The organism is Polaribacter sp. (assembly GCF_024639685.1).
GTDB lineage: Bacteria > Bacteroidota > Bacteroidia > Flavobacteriales > Flavobacteriaceae > Polaribacter.
The window spans coordinates 35,632-50,798 of sequence record NZ_JAHEHX010000018.1 but is presented as its reverse complement, the minus strand read 5'-3'; the positions used below and the strand labels follow the sequence as shown (position 1 = coordinate 50,798).

The following is a 15,167-nucleotide window of genomic DNA, read 5'->3' as shown; positions in this document are numbered from 1 at the left end:
TTTTTTTAGATTATTTTTTTAATAACTCTAAGTTTGTGCGTATGTTTTTGTAGATCTGAATTATAGATACCACTATGGTCTAAAGTATCTATTCTTACCTTACCATGTGCATGTATTATTGTGTAGTTGTTTAAAATAATACCTACATGAATAATTTCACCATCTTCATTATCAAAAAACGCAAGATCTCCAGGTTCACTCTCTTCTATAAAACTTAACACTTCTCCTTGAGTAGCCTGTTCTTTAGCGTTTCTTAATAGCTTGTAGCCACAAAGTTTATAGACCATTTGAGTAAAACCAGAACAATCTATACCAAAAGGTGTTTTACCTCCCCATAAAAATGGACTGTTTAAATAGACATGTGCTCTCTGTAAGAGTTCTGTTTTTGGTAAACAGCCTTTTAAAACGGTACCCTCAAAATGATAGATCTCTGAATTAATTTGAAATTGTTTGTTAACATAATACGGGAGATGAGCACCTAAAGGAATCGTAAAAAAATCTTTGTTTGTATTGCTGCTAAACGCTATAATTTCAGCTGCATATGTATGCTCAGATTCTGATAGCGCAATAAACTGCGTTTCACTAATTTCTACAAATTGTTTGTGATCTATGTATCCTTCAAAATGGTCGAAAGCCATTTTTATTTTACTCCAACATTTATTTTTTTCAATAATTGTAAAATAGTCACCAAACAATACTTGACTAATCATTTCTGATTGATCTGAAGGTTCGGCCCTTAAAGGCACTATACTTAAATTACAAATTCCGAACAAAAAAGTGTGTTTAATAGATTATATGCTTTCTAAAATTAGAGCACTAGCACCACCACCACCGTTACAAATAGCAGCAGCTCCAATGTTACCATTATTTTGTTTTAATACAGATGTTAAAGCAATAACAATTCTAGCACCAGATACTCCTAAAGGATGTCCTAAAGAGACAGCACCACCATTTACGTTTGTGTTTTTATCGGTAATACCTAATAATTTCATGTTAGCTAAACCAACTACAGAAAACGCTTCATTTAACTCAAAGTAGTCTACATCATCAATAGATATATTTGCTTTTGCTAATGCCTTAGGTAAAGCTTTTGCAGGGGCAGTGGTAAACCATTTTGGTTCGTGAGCTGCGTCTGCGTAACTTTTTATTTTAGCAATAGGAGTTAGATGAAGTTCCTTAGCTTTATCTGCTGACATTAAAACCAATGCAGCTCCACCATCATTTATAGTAGATGCATTAGCTGCGGTAACAGTTCCTTCTTTTGTAAAGGCAGGTCTTAATGCTGGTATTTTTTCTTTTTTAACATTTTTAAATTCCTCATCTTCAGAAAAAATAATAGGTTCTCCTCTTCGTTGAGGTATAGAAACAGGTACAATTTCATCGTTGAATTTTCCTGTAGCCCAAGCTTTAGCAGATCTGTTATAAGACTGAATTGCAAATGCATCTTGATCTTCTCTAGAGAAATTGTGAGTAGCAGCACATTCATCCGCACAAACTCCCATTGCTACTCTTTGATATGCATCTACTAATCCATCTTTCTGCATTCCGTCCTCTAATGTAATAGGCCCAAATTTAGATCCATTTCTAGCGTGTTGATAATGAGGTATTTCACTCATATTTTCCATTCCCCCAGCAACTACAACATCAGCATCTCCTAAAGCAATAGTTTGTGCTGCTAACATAATAGCTTTCATTCCAGAGGCACATACTTTATTTACGGTTGTACATGGAACGCTATCTGGAATACCTGCATAGATGGCTGCCTGTCTTGCAGGAGCCTGACCTAAGCCAGCAGAAACTACATTCCCCATAAAAACCTCTTGTACTAACTGAGGATTTAGGTTTATTTTGTCTAATGCTCCTTTTATAGCTGTTGCTCCTAATTTTGGAGCTGGTATTGCTGATAAACTTCCCATAAAACTACCTATAGGTGTTCTTGCTACAGATACGATTACAACTTCTTTCATATGTATTTTTTTGTTTTATTGGTCGTACGAAAATAACCATTTTAAATCAAAAAGAAACCTTAATTTTTACCACTCATTTTTTTACTGTAAGTTTGTTTATATAAGTCTTGTTTTTATGAGTGATTTTATCAATAAAATATACAGAAATAATACCACCATTTATAAAGTACTCTTATTTTTATTTACCACAATTGCTATTGTTTACTTGTTTCCAAAAGGAGGACAGTTTAAATACGATTTTAATAATGGGCAGTTATGGAAATATGATAATTTGTATGCTACGTTCGATTTAGCTATTCAAAAAACAGCAGATGAAATTAGTTTGGAAAAGCAACAAATTAAATCAAATGCAAAGCTATATTACCAATACGATACAAAAGTTTTAAATGAAGTAACTACTGCTTTTCGAAATAAAATTTCTAATCAAAAATTTAATGATTCTCTAGATATAACAGCTCTTATAGAGCTTACAGCTTTGGGAGAAAATATAATTAAAAAAATTTATGATTTTGGTTTTTTAGAAACGGTAGAAGATGATTTTTTAGTTAAAGAAGATGAAATTATTGCTTTAAAAAAGGAAAATGAAGTAGAAGATGTATTGTTTAAAACTATTTTAACGACTAAAGAAGTGTTAAATGTAATTAATAGTTCTTTAGAAGAACCCCCTCTTTTACTAAATAAAAAACTACTCCTAAATACACTTGCAAGTGTCATAAAACCGAATGTGTCTTATGATAAACTCTTTACGGAAAAAATTATTGATAAAGAGATTAACAGAATCTCGTATACCAAAGGCAAGGTGTCTGAAGGAGAGCTTATTATTTTAAAAGGAGATATTGTTGAAGGGAAAAAACTAGCGATTCTAAACTCTTTAAAAAGCGAATCTGAGTCTAAAATTTGGACAGATTCTAATTATAATTGGATTGTTTTAGGATATACTATATTAGTAGCTTTAGCTTTGTTAATGTTGTTACTTTTTCTTCATAAATATCGCTTTGAAATTTATGAAAACAACAATAAAGTTACTTTCATATTTTTTAATGTATTTGCTATAATTTTTATACAAACATTGGTCATTAAATTCAATTCTGACTACCTGTATATTGTACCTTTAAGTATACTACCCATTATTATAAAAGCTTTTTTTGATGCAAGGTTAGGGTTGTTCACTCATGTATTAACCGTATTGTTGTTAGGCTATATTGTACCTAATAGTTTTGAGTTTATCTATTTGCATATAATTGCAGGTATTGTTACTATACTTTCAGTATCTGAACTATATAAAAGAGCTAATTTATTTATTTCGGTAGCACAAATTACAGGTATTTACATGCTAACTTATTTTGCTTTTTCTGTAATTAAAGAAGGTAATATATCTCAAATAAATTGGGATTATTTTTTCCTTTTTGCCATGAATGGACTGTTGTCTTTTCTATCTATTATTTTAATCTACATTTATGAAAAAGTATTTGGACTTGTATCAGATGTAACACTTTTAGAATTATCGAATACAAATACTAAATTATTAAGAGAGTTAAATGAAAAAGCACCAGGTACATTTCAGCATTCTATGCAAGTAGCAAATTTAGCAGAAGCTGCAGCAAATGAAATAAGTGCCAATTCTATGCTGGTAAGAACTGGGGCTTTGTATCATGATATTGGTAAAATGCTAAATCCCATGTATTTTATAGAAAATCAAGCAACAAGCGTTAATCCACACAATGATTTATCACCACGAGATAGTAGTAAAATAATTATAGATCATGTTATAAAGGGGGTAGAGTTGGCTAAAAAGTATAATTTACCTGATCGTATAATAGATTTTATAAGAACACATCATGGTACAAGTTCTACTTATTATTTTTATAAGAAAGAGCAAGAGCAAAATCCAGATACTACAATACCAATTGATCTCTTTAAATACAAAGGCCCTATACCTTTTTCTAAAGAAACAGCTATTTTAATGATGTGTGATGCAGCAGAGGCAGCTTCTAAAAGTATTCAAAACCCAACTGCACAATCTATTAACTTATTGATAGATAAAATAATAGATAAACAGATGTCTGACAATCAATTTTTAAATTCAGATATTACGTTTAGAGAGATAAAAATTATTAAAAAGGTGATTAAGAAAAAGTTAATGAATATCTACCATTTACGTGTAGAATACCCTGAATAAAAAAAATAATAAAAAGGATAAAAAACCTTGGTAAATTACATTTGTAATATTACATTTGCACTCGCAATTTATTTCTACTATTTAATAGTTGAATTATTTGGAGAGGTGGCAGAGTGGTAATGCAGCAGATTGCTAATCTGTCGACCTTTTTGGTCGCCAGGGTTCGAGTCCCTGTCTCTCCGCAAATTGCACTCGGGGTGTAGCGTAGCCCGGTCATCGCGCCTCGTTTGGGACGAGGAGGTCGCAGGTTCGAATCCTGCCACCCCGACACTGTTTTCGTAGAAACATAAAAACTACGGGCTCTTAGCTCAGCTGGATAGAGCACCTCCCTTCTAAGGAGGCGGTCGAAGGTTCGAATCCTTCAGGGCTCACTTAAAGCTTCACAGAAATGTGAAGCTTTTTTGTTGGGTAAAACTTAATTTTTATAAGGGTTAACAACAATTTCCATACCTTTTAAAGTCACTTGTCACTTCTGTAAATTTAAGATTTTATTTTAAATTAGTTTATGATTTTGGCATAGAATTGACACACATTTGACACACATTTAATTTTTTAAGGTAAAACAAGCCAAAAAAATACTTAGTATTCCATTTCTACAAATTCATTTATTGCTTAATCTCATTAAACTAAATATCTTAGAAATGTAAATCTTTATAAATTAATTCTGGTTTTCTTCTTTTTGTTAACTTATTAAATTCTTTTAGTAGTTTTTGTCTTTGTTCTGACACCATTATTTTATTATCTACAGTATCTAAAGCTTGAATTTGTCCTTCGAGATTTATAGCTTTGAGTATAAACTTAAATTGCTCTTTATTTAGAGTGGGTACATCATTCACATTTACTCTATTAATAAAAAACTCTAAATGATTCATAGTATAAAATAGTTTACCAAAAACGAACTCTAATAAATTTATTGAAGCCTATCTTTATGTCTAGGTATAAACCCTCCATAGATAAGAAATGTAATGTGTAAATAATTTTTCTAACGATTGCTTTGATAACTATTTATTTCTTAACTTGTTTCCATATTCATATGTAGAAATATGTTTCTTAAAATATTTACGTAAATTTTTGTCACAAGCATAAATATAAACACCTTTTATACCTCTATACATTATCGTTTTGTAAATATTAATTATATATTCTTTTAATTCTTCTATATCCTCAATACCTCTTTTTCCATTTTTATCAAAATACTTTGATTTGTCAATTTCAATTTGTTGGGTTACCTCGTTAAACGAAATTTCTTCTCCAAAAATAACCCCTGTGTAATTTAAGTCGTAACCTTGTGTTGTATGTATACAACCAACTTGTTCAAAAGAATCATCTGAATTTATCCAATCTTTATCAGTTTTGTTCCATTGTAAATTAACACCATCAATTGAAATATCAATCGCACTTGTATCTTTTTGAGATACCCAAGGCCAAGAATAACCAGCAATTAATCTACATAATCCATATTTTTCTTCCTTGATAGATAATTGCTCGTACATATCTTTCATCGAATCAAAAACAACAACATCATAATTATCAGGTCTAAAAAAATCTTTATTCTCACGTTTAATATTTAGCAAGTCATCAACAAATGTGATATAGTCGTTTCCTCCATTAGAACGCATTTGTGATTTTAGTTTTATTTCTATCGTATCAGGTTTGTTTAATAATTTATCAAAATGAGATGAAGGAATATCTGAAGGTTTAACAGATTGTGCTGAATCGTAAAAAAATATCTGATTCTTGCTATTTGCAATTATCCAATCTAACTCAGTCCCTGTATCGTCAAGTCCAAGTTTTCTGTTATTCTTCTTAAAAACACCCATCCAACCAATGTTTTTATATTGTCTTAATCGATGGGCTTCATCAACAATTAATAAATCATATTCTTTTTTGAAAGTGTCCGAGGGACTAATTATCATTGATGATTTTAATTCGGGTATTTTTCTAAATACATTTTGCAAAGTCTTTCGTAAAGAACTCATTGCAACAACAAATCCAATTTCTGCTTTTGGGTATTTTATTTTATATGCTCTTATTAGGTTAATTTCTTGTATTTCATTATCACTAAAATCATCTATATTAGTATCAGAAACATCAGAACCAAGTAGCTTAATTAAATAGGTGGCAAGAATTGTTTTTCCTGTACCTGCACTACCTTTAATAAAGATTTTGTTGGATTTTTTTTCAGTCAGAGCTTCAATAATTTCTAAAACGGAATTGTATTGGTCTTCGTTAAGTGATTTATATGGAGAGTATTTAAAAAGTTCAGAATTCTCTATTTCTTCTAAAGATTTACTTACAATTTTATTTTCAATCAATTTTCCCCAAATATCTATAAACAGATTTTTATATAAATCTTGTTGGTAGTAATTATGATTGATTAATCCGTGATTTCCATTTTGTAATTCATAAGTACCTTCTGAAGAAATGTACTGGATTAATTTTGACTCTATATCAAGGGTGGCAGATTTGTTGAATTTATCAGAACCAATAATAGATATTTTATTGAATGCATTACTCTTTTTAGGATTTGCTAAATGATTTTTAATCCGATTCGAAAAATTGGTTGATTCACCAACATAAGCAACACGTTTATCATCGTTTTGTATAAAATAAACTAAAGGCCATTGACTTTTTACCCAAGGATTATCATTTATTTTATTTAATGATTCTTTGTTAAAATCATATTTTTCAGAGACCTCAACTGATAAGTCAAAGGATAGTTTCATAGGTCATTATACTTTTTAGCTGTTCCCTTTGCTTTGTCAATTGGGTATTTTTTCCCATTACTTTCTATTTTTTCAAAAACTATTTGTTTTACATTAAAGTCATATTTTTCTGCAAGTAAAAAAGCGTAAGCAAAAACATCAGCTAATTCTTCTTTTACTTTTTCAATTTTAGCATCTTCGTATTTTTTCCACAAGAACTCTTCAAGTAATTCACTTGATTCGATATTTATTGCTAAAGCTAAGTCTTTTGGATTATGGAATTGTTCCCAATCACGTTCATTTCTAAACTCAATTAATTTATCAGTTATTATCTTTATATCACTCATAGGATTTTACTTATTTCTGTAGTATTTTTGCTTTTGTCTTCATTTAAAACCTCTACAAATGAAGCAATTATTATTCCAGTAGGAACAGCTACAACATCTATACCAACTAAGAGATGAATGTGCTTATTTAATCTTAATTCCAATTTAATTGTTGATAGCAATTTAATGAAAATTAAATAAAAACTAGCTTTACTTATATATCAATATATATCAATATATATTAGGATATTATGTATTAACCATTTATTTTCTTAATTAATTGAAATACAACTGTAATACCATAATTAAAATTATATTAATATTATTAATTCAATATTAGAAGTAATATTATTTACGTATTAATTTATATTAGAAATAAGATATCTCACTAAGATTTTAGTATCTTAGTAATCTATCTTATCATATGTGGTGCAGTTTTGAAAACACTTTATACAATTAATGGTTTTTTTGAATTACTAACTACCTCTTCTCAATACAAAAGACAATCAACAGAGGAGAAAAAGTTATTATTATTTGATAGATGTAATTGGTTTATTACTTCAGTTGCTTGTATTAACATTCAACGAGAACAACCTTATGAGGAATTTGTTAATCTACATTCAAGTTTTTTAAAAAGATATTTAACTAATAGGAATTATAAGGATATTGAAAATTGTTTGTTAGGCTTGGGTATATTACAAATTAACAACACTTACTCAACTAATAGATTTTCTAAATCATTTAGATTAACTGACAAAGCTGTTAAGTTAGGAATAGAGGATATTGATATTAAAACAGAAAAATTTAGACGTCAATACAACCGTATTAATGAAGAAAGAATTAGAGAGGTTTTGGATAACCCCTTGTATAAAAAGATTGCTACCAATACAGCTAAATTAAGTGTTATAGAAAAACAAGATTTTTTAGTTGATGCTTACTTTGACCCTTTTGATTATGTCAAAGAGAATGAATTTGATAGAATGACAGATGCAGAGGTTGAGATGTTTTTAGACCAATTAGCGTTAAAATTGTCTAAAGACAAAAACTACATAAATAAGAAAAAGAGGTATGAAGATTTTTATAAACGATTTGTAAATTTAAATAATGTTGATGACCCGAAAAAATTACTAGAACAGTATGTAAATTACTTGACTTCTAGTGCTAAATCGGGAAGAGTCTATCATACTTTTGCTTTTATGCCTAGACAAGTTAGAAAGTGTCTTAGGACTAAAACTAATAACCATATATGGGAAGTTGATATGAGTTCTGCCCAACCATCTATTATATTTTTAGAGTGGCTTAAATGGACTAAATCAAATTGGAGTGACACATTTCAAGATGAGTATGATTTGTGTCTTAGCTTAGTTTTAAATGGTGGTATTTATAAGTATGTTAAAGAAAACTCAGAATACTTTAGTAAGATTCAAAACTATTATAATCTTAAAAAAGAAATATTAACTATCATTAATGCTAAGAATTATAGAAATGACGGTAACAAAGCTCTCATAGAGTTATTTCCAAATGTTTTTAATTGGATTAATAACATAAAAGACAAAGAGGATTATAAGAAAGTTAGTCATATTGGTCAAAGTGCTGAAGCTAATATATTTGTTGAGGTTTATAAAAAAATACCTAAAGATAAATTTGCTTTAATAATTCACGATTGCATTTTAACAACTAAACGAGATGTAAAACTTATAAAAAGTTTATTAGAAAAAAGAGTAAGGGAATTATATCCTATTGTTATTAGAGACAAGCACAGCTTAGATAAACTATTTAAAGAAGAATTGGTTTCCATACCAGACAATGAATTGATGGAAAACAAATTAATAAAATTTTATAATAAGATTTAGTTTTTCATCATTTGTTAGCTTCGCTTGTTAGATGGTAAAGAAGAAGTTACTGATACCTATGTTAGTGTTTTCAAAGGCTAATAGTTTTTTTATTATATTTGATTGAAAATGAGATTATTATGAAAAAAATACTATTTACTTTATTTGTTATTGGATTTACAGCAAATATCAATGCACAAGTCCCTTCTTATTTTCCAACAGACGGTTTAGTAGCTTATTATCCTTTTAATGGAAATGCTAATGATGAAAGTGGTAATGGAAACAATGGAACTGTAGTCGGAAGTACAGAATTGACAAATGATAGATTGGGTCAAACAAATTCTGCCTATGATTTTGACTTGGAGGAAAAAAGTTGGGGACAGAGAAATAATGAAATTTACATTCCGTACTCATCGCAATTTAATTCAAGTAATCTAACCGTAAGCGCTTGGGTTTATCCGCGTTCATATTACGACCCTGCAAATCCTAATGATAAAAACTCTAGGATTATTACAAGATTTCAATATGGATATTCAAATCCTAATGGTCAGGTTTGGGGTTTAGATTTTAACGATAACAGAACTCGAGGGTTTATTTTAGCTCAAGGTTCAAATCAGTCTCAAAGCCTTCCAGAAAATAGTGTAATTGCTTCTAACAACTCGCCTCTGACATTAAACACTTGGCACCACGTTATAATGACTTACGATGGTACAAATTTAAAATTATATATTAATAATAATCTGGTTGCAAACACTTCATCAAATATTGTGATGAACAATGTGGGAACCTCTGGGCTCTCCATAGGTGTATCAAATCAAGCTAATGGTTGGTGGTACGATGCAGATGCTAAAATAGATGACATCGGCATTTGGGACAAAGCATTAACAGAAGAAGAAATAGCTAATTTATATAATTCTGAAACTAATACACAAACCCCCATTACAGATGCTAATTTTCAAGAGGCAATAAACACTTGTTTATCAACGAACCCCGAAGACGGAATGTGTAGTGATAGTGAATATGGTGCAATGCCTGATTGGGATGTTAGTAATGTGACAGATATGAGTGAAGCATTTGAAGAAACAGTTTTTAACGGAGACATTAGCGCTTGGGATGTTAGTAGTGTTACTGATATGAGTTATATGTTTAATTCTGCATCATATTTCAATCAAGACATTGGAGGTTGGGATGTTAGTAGTGTGACTGATATGAGATATATGTTTGCGTATGTATCATCTTTCAATCAAGACATTGGTTCTTGGGATGTGAGTAGTGTGACTAATATGGATCAAATGTTTAATTTTGCATCATCTTTCAATCAAGACATTGGTTCTTGGGATGTGAGTAATGTGACAAATATGAGAGCTATGTTTCTGGATGCATACGTTTTTAATCAAGATATAGGTGCTTGGGATGTGAGTAGTGTGACTAATATGGATCAAATGTTTAATTTTGCATCATCTTTCAATCAAGACATTGGTTCTTGGGATGTGAGTAGTGTTACTGATATGGGTTATATGTTTAATTCTGCATCATCTTTCAATCAAGACATATCTAATTGGTGTGTTTCTAATATAAGTTCAGAGCCTGATGGTTTTAGTTCTAATTCACCATTAACAGAAGAAAATAAACCTGTTTGGGGTAGTTGTCCAACTGCAAGTATAAATGACCAATACTTAACAAATATTTCTATTTATCCTAACCCTGTAGAGAATAGTTTAATTATTTCAGGGAATGATACTCCTATATCAGTATCAATTTATAATGTATTAGGTAAACAAGTGCTTTCTATAAAGAATACAAATAACATCAATGTACAAGCATTACCAAGCGGTGTGTATGTGATTAGAATATCAGATGGTGTTGGGCAAACCAATAGAAAATTTATTAAGAATTAAGACAGACTTAAAATACTATAAACAACCCATTCAGCAATGTTTGGGTTTTTTTATGCCCAAAAGTTTGAAATTATTACGTAAGTATTTAAATAGAAGTTTTAGATGGTAAAGGAGAAGTTACAGATACTTATGTTAGTGTATTTAAAGGAGATATATAAATTTAATTATATTTAATTATATTTAATTAAAATTTAGATTATTATGAAAAAAATACTATTTACTTTATTTGTTATTGGATTTACAGCAAATATCAAAGCACAAACCCCTATTACAGATGCTAATTTTCAAAATGCCATAAACAATTGTTTATTTACTAATCCTGTAGATGGTATGTGTAGTGATAGTGAGTATGGTGCAATGCCAGATTGGGATGTTAGTAATGTGACAGATATGAGTGAAGCATTTAGAGAAACAGTTTTTAACGGAGACATTAGTGCTTGGGATGTTAGTAATGTTCAAACAATGAACCTTATGTTTTATTTTGCTAGAAGTTTTAATCAAGATATAAGTGGTTGGGATGTAAGTAGTGTAACTAATATTTCAAGTATGTTTACTGGCGCTAATTCTTTCAATCAAGACATCAGTGCTTGGGATGTAAGTAATGTGATTGATATATCTAGAATGTTTAGTTATGCGAGTAGTTTTAATCAAGATATTGGTTCTTGGGATGTAAGTAGTGTAACTACGATGAGGAGAATGTTTTATAATGCAACCTCTTTCAATCAAGATATTGGTTCTTGGGATGTAAGTAATGTTACTAATATGGATAGTTTATTTGAAGGTGTGACAGGTTTCTCTGTAGAAAATTACGATGCACTTTTAATAGGTTGGTCTTCATTAACATTACAACAAGGTGTTACGCTTAATAATCCTAATTTTCAGTATTGTACTGCTGGAGATGCGAGACAAAGTATAATAGACACCTATGGGTGGACTATTGAAGATGCAGGAAAAGCTGCAGGTTGTCATAACTCAAATGAATTAACCCCCATTACAGATGCTAATTTTCAAAATGCCATAAACAATTGTTTATTTACTAATCCTGTAGATGGTATGTGTAGTGATAGTGAGTATGGTGCAATGCCAGATTGGGATGTTAGTAATGTGACAGATATGAGTGAAGCATTTAGAGAAACAGTTTTTAACGGAGACATTAGTGCTTGGGATGTTAGTAATGTTCAAACAATGAACCTTATGTTTTATTTTGCTAGAAGTTTTAATCAAGATATAAGTGGTTGGGATGTAAGTAGTGTAACTAATATTTCAAGTATGTTTACTGGCGCTAATTCTTTCAATCAAGACATCAGTGCTTGGGATGTAAGTAATGTGATTGATATATCTAGAATGTTTAGTTATGCGAGTAGTTTTAATCAAGATATTGGTTCTTGGGATGTAAGTAGTGTAACTACGATGAGGAGAATGTTTTATAATGCAACCTCTTTCAATCAAGATATTGGTTCTTGGGATGTAAGTAATGTTACTAATATGGATAGTTTATTTGAAGGTGTGACAGGTTTCTCTGTAGAAAATTACGATGCACTTTTAATAGGTTGGTCTTCATTAACATTACAACAAGGTGTTACGCTTAATAATCCTAATTTTCAGTATTGTACTGCTGGAGATGCGAGACAAAGTATAATAGACACCTATGGGTGGACTATTGAAGATGCAGGTTTAAACTGTTCTACAGCCTCAATAGACGACAAAAACTTAACAGATATTTCTATTTATCCTAACCCTGTAGAGAATAGTTTAATTATTTCAGGGAATGATACTCCGATATCAGTATCAATTTACAATGTATTAGGCAAAGAAGTGCTTTCTATAAAGAATACAAACAACATCAATGTACAAGCATTGCCAAGCGGTGTGTATCTGATTAGAATATCAGATGGTGTTGGGCAAACCAATAGAAAATTTATAAAGAATTAAGACAGACTTAAAATAATTTAATAAGCCCTTGCAGAAATGTTTGGGTTTTTTTATGCTTTATTAAGTCTGCAATTATTATGTAAGTGGTTAACGTAGAATGAATATTGTTGAATTGTATGATAGGCTGAGATTATGAAATATAACTAATAAACCATAGGCATATCTTCCTCCTTCAATTCAGCTATTTTCTAAAAAATAATTTAGATAATCGAAAAATAATTCGTATATTGATAATAATATAAAAACAAATTAAAATGAAAAAAGTATTTTTATTATTAACAATTGTCACTTTATCTATTACTCAGTCTTTTGCGCAGGACTCTAAAGGGTATATTGGTGTTAGTTCAGGTGTTGCAGCACCAACTGGTGATTTAGCTGATGTAGTTGACTCAGGCTTAGAGCTTGGGCTAATTAACGCAGGTTATCGCTTTAATGAAACTTGGGGTGCAACATTAAATTGGGGCGCAAGTGGTCACGTGGCTTCCGATGATGATGAGATTATAGCTGGAGTAGGTTATTTAGGCATAGGTCCTATGATTTCTTTCGGAGCTTTTGATATAAAGCCACAATACGCTTTTGTTTCAACGGTTGTAGAGGGTTATGGAACAGAAGTAACTTCTGATGCTGACTCTGGTTTTATTTTAGGAGCTACTTACAATTTTTCTTTAGGAGGAAAATGGGGTGTTGCTGCAAATGCAGATTACTTAAACTATACTGCAGATGATGTATCTGAGAGTATTTTTAAATTATCTCTTGGTATAAGATACAACTTCTAAAATTAGTAATTAATTTTTCTAAATAAAGAACACTTACAGAAATGTAGGTGTTTTTTTATTATTAAAAATTTTATCATCTTCAATATTACCTATAGTATTTTTCCATTTATCAATACAAATTGAAACCTTTATTTAACCAATACACCTCTAAAATTTTATTTTTCTTATTTTTGAGAAATATAGGCTCTCAATAATGATTAAAAGTAAATGAAGATATTTAATTCTATAAGCGAACTTTTACTTTTGAAGATGAGAGATTAAGATATATGATTGACGTTGCGTTGTACAACTCTGAATATTTATTAACGATTAATAATTATAAAATTCAAGATTTTCAGGAAGAGTTTATTACTATGGGGGAGGTTATAGAAGGAAGAGTTGAAGAACATTACGATTAAAAACTAATAAAGATGAGAAAAATAATAACAGTAGTAGTATTTCTAATAACAGTTATTGGATATACACAAGACAAAGAATTTAATAAAGAATATGATGGCTATAAGTACATTGAAACAGAAGAAGATGGCAAAGAACTTTATTACAAGATAGCTAAAGAGGGTTATGTTTGGTATAAAATAATTCTTCCAGAAGAAAAAGAATTTGATGGTTATGAAGGTAAGGTTAAAACACAAGTTACTTTACAGAAGATTGATTGTGAAAGTGAAACAATTGGTGAAAAAGCTCTTGTATTATACGACAAATCTAATAAGGTTTTATATGAAGAACAACTTAATTTCTTTCAAATTGAAATGAAAATGCCTACACCTAATTCTTATAGTGAATTTTATATGAATTTCTATTGTGAAAAAACTTATTTAGTAGAACACTACAAAAAAGGAGATTAAACGGATAAGAATAAAAAAGGGGTGCTAACGGTCTACCTACAAACCACACCCCTAAAATCAACCCCGTAATTAAATGAATAATTACAATGCAAACATACAGAAAAATTATGACAGCAAATTATATTAGAGTTAGTACAGTAGAACAAAATACAGATAGACAAGAAGTTAAGAAACAAGAGTTGTGGGACAAAGTACAACAAGATATAAAGAAAGATTTAGAATAGTTTGTTTTGTTTTGATTTAATTCTTTTTTCTTTTATCCATTAGTGGTATTGGTGTAGGTTCTTCGTAATTCTCTCCTGCACCATTCTTTCTACACTACAAAGCTTGAATTTTTATATATTTGAGAAAAACTATTTGTTATGAAAAAACTACTCTTACTTTCATTAACTATTTTATTATTCTCTTGTGGTGGGTCTCCTGAAGTTTGGCTTAATACAAAGCGTTACAACATCCCAAATAGCATAAAAGAGCAGATTAGGAATGCTGACTGTGAAGAGTTGGAAGTTATGAGACAGAAATTTAAACTAATTGATAAGAAACTATACAAATTAAAAAAGAAAGAAATTAGAAATATTGGTCGTAAAAAGTATCGCCGTGCTGTTGACTCTATATTACATTTAAGTCTTGCAGTTAATTCGAAACGATTTAAATTAAATTGTAGAAAGAAACTAAAAGAAACACGGAAGCTTTCCAAGTAAAAAGAG

Annotated in this window: 14 protein-coding genes and 3 tRNA genes; 11 read left to right on the top strand and 6 right to left on the bottom strand. The window is 30.1% G+C overall.

Going from position 1 to position 15,167, the window contains the following annotated elements:
* Positions 1-5: 5 nt before the first annotated feature.
* Together Q0L44_RS05300 and Q0L44_RS05295 are read right to left on the bottom strand one after the other, a co-directional pair.
* Positions 6-773 carry a C40 family peptidase gene (locus tag Q0L44_RS05300; protein ID WP_296636256.1) on the bottom strand — a complete coding sequence of 256 codons (768 nt, stop codon included), beginning with the start codon at positions 771-773 and terminating at the stop codon, positions 6-8.
* 18 nt (positions 774-791) lie between these two features.
* Positions 792-1,967: an acetyl-CoA C-acyltransferase gene (locus tag Q0L44_RS05295; protein WP_296636253.1), complete on the bottom strand. Its 1,176-nt coding sequence runs from the start codon at positions 1,965-1,967 to the stop codon at positions 792-794.
* A gap of 115 nt (positions 1,968-2,082) precedes the next feature.
* Here Q0L44_RS05295 and Q0L44_RS05290 point away from each other — a divergent pair, with 115 nt between their 5' ends.
* The 4 genes from Q0L44_RS05290 to Q0L44_RS05275 all read left to right on the top strand — a co-directional run bounded on the left by Q0L44_RS05290 (position 2,083) and on the right by Q0L44_RS05275 (position 4,517).
* Positions 2,083-4,146 carry an HDIG domain-containing metalloprotein gene (locus Q0L44_RS05290; RefSeq protein ID WP_296636252.1) on the top strand — a complete coding sequence of 688 codons (2,064 nt, stop codon included), beginning with the start codon at positions 2,083-2,085 and terminating at the stop codon, positions 4,144-4,146.
* A 99-nt stretch (positions 4,147-4,245) separates the two neighbouring features.
* Positions 4,246-4,328, top strand: a tRNA-Ser gene (locus tag Q0L44_RS05285).
* An 11-nt stretch (positions 4,329-4,339) separates the two neighbouring features.
* Positions 4,340-4,414: transfer RNA gene (locus Q0L44_RS05280), tRNA-Pro, on the top strand.
* Positions 4,415-4,443: 29 nt separating this feature from the next.
* Positions 4,444-4,517, top strand: a tRNA-Arg gene (locus Q0L44_RS05275).
* 264 nt (positions 4,518-4,781) lie between these two features.
* Here Q0L44_RS05275 and Q0L44_RS05270 read toward each other — a convergent pair.
* The 4 genes from Q0L44_RS05270 to Q0L44_RS05255 all read right to left on the bottom strand — a co-directional run bounded on the left by Q0L44_RS05270 (position 4,782) and on the right by Q0L44_RS05255 (position 7,341).
* Positions 4,782-5,018, bottom strand: coding sequence for a hypothetical protein (locus Q0L44_RS05270; RefSeq protein ID WP_296636250.1), 237 nt, complete (start codon positions 5,016-5,018; stop codon positions 4,782-4,784).
* Positions 5,019-5,147: 129 nt separating this feature from the next.
* The gene (locus Q0L44_RS05265; protein ID WP_296636248.1) at positions 5,148-6,872 is read right to left on the bottom strand and encodes a DUF2075 domain-containing protein; all 1,725 of its coding nucleotides are present in this window, start codon (positions 6,870-6,872) and stop codon (positions 5,148-5,150) included.
* A complete protein-coding gene (locus Q0L44_RS05260) occupies positions 6,869-7,198 on the bottom strand; it encodes a nucleotide pyrophosphohydrolase (protein ID WP_296636246.1) in 330 nt (109 codons plus the stop codon). The genes Q0L44_RS05265 and Q0L44_RS05260 overlap by 4 nt, the downstream gene beginning before the upstream one ends.
* A complete protein-coding gene (locus Q0L44_RS05255) occupies positions 7,195-7,341 on the bottom strand; it encodes a hypothetical protein (RefSeq protein ID WP_296636244.1) in 147 nt (48 codons plus the stop codon). Before Q0L44_RS05255 ends, Q0L44_RS05260 begins: the two co-directional genes overlap by 4 nt.
* Positions 7,342-7,614: 273 nt before the next feature.
* On the opposite strand from Q0L44_RS05255, the gene Q0L44_RS05250 reads away from it, so the two are divergent.
* The 7 genes from Q0L44_RS05250 (at position 7,615) to Q0L44_RS05220 (ending at position 15,161) form a co-directional block, all read left to right on the top strand.
* Positions 7,615-9,030: a hypothetical protein gene (locus Q0L44_RS05250; RefSeq protein ID WP_296636241.1), complete on the top strand. Its 1,416-nt coding sequence runs from the start codon at positions 7,615-7,617 to the stop codon at positions 9,028-9,030.
* Positions 9,031-9,149: 119 nt separating this feature from the next.
* A complete protein-coding gene (locus tag Q0L44_RS05245) occupies positions 9,150-10,907 on the top strand; it encodes a BspA family leucine-rich repeat surface protein (RefSeq protein WP_296636239.1) in 1,758 nt (585 codons plus the stop codon).
* 201 nt (positions 10,908-11,108) lie between these two features.
* On the top strand, positions 11,109-12,839 hold the full coding sequence (locus Q0L44_RS05240) for a BspA family leucine-rich repeat surface protein (protein WP_296636236.1): 1,731 nt from the start codon (positions 11,109-11,111) through the stop codon (positions 12,837-12,839).
* Positions 12,840-13,093: 254 nt separating this feature from the next.
* A complete protein-coding gene (locus Q0L44_RS05235) occupies positions 13,094-13,615 on the top strand; it encodes a hypothetical protein (RefSeq protein WP_296636233.1) in 522 nt (173 codons plus the stop codon).
* A 266-nt stretch (positions 13,616-13,881) separates the two neighbouring features.
* On the top strand, positions 13,882-14,013 hold the full coding sequence (locus tag Q0L44_RS05230) for a hypothetical protein (RefSeq protein ID WP_296636230.1): 132 nt from the start codon (positions 13,882-13,884) through the stop codon (positions 14,011-14,013).
* 12 nt (positions 14,014-14,025) lie between these two features.
* A complete protein-coding gene (locus Q0L44_RS05225; protein WP_296636229.1) occupies positions 14,026-14,460 on the top strand; it encodes a hypothetical protein in 435 nt (144 codons plus the stop codon).
* Between the two features lie 362 nt (positions 14,461-14,822).
* Complete coding sequence (locus Q0L44_RS05220; RefSeq protein WP_296636228.1) at positions 14,823-15,161, top strand: hypothetical protein; 339 nt, start codon at positions 14,823-14,825, stop codon at positions 15,159-15,161.
* The last annotated feature ends 6 nt before the right edge of the window (positions 15,162-15,167 follow it).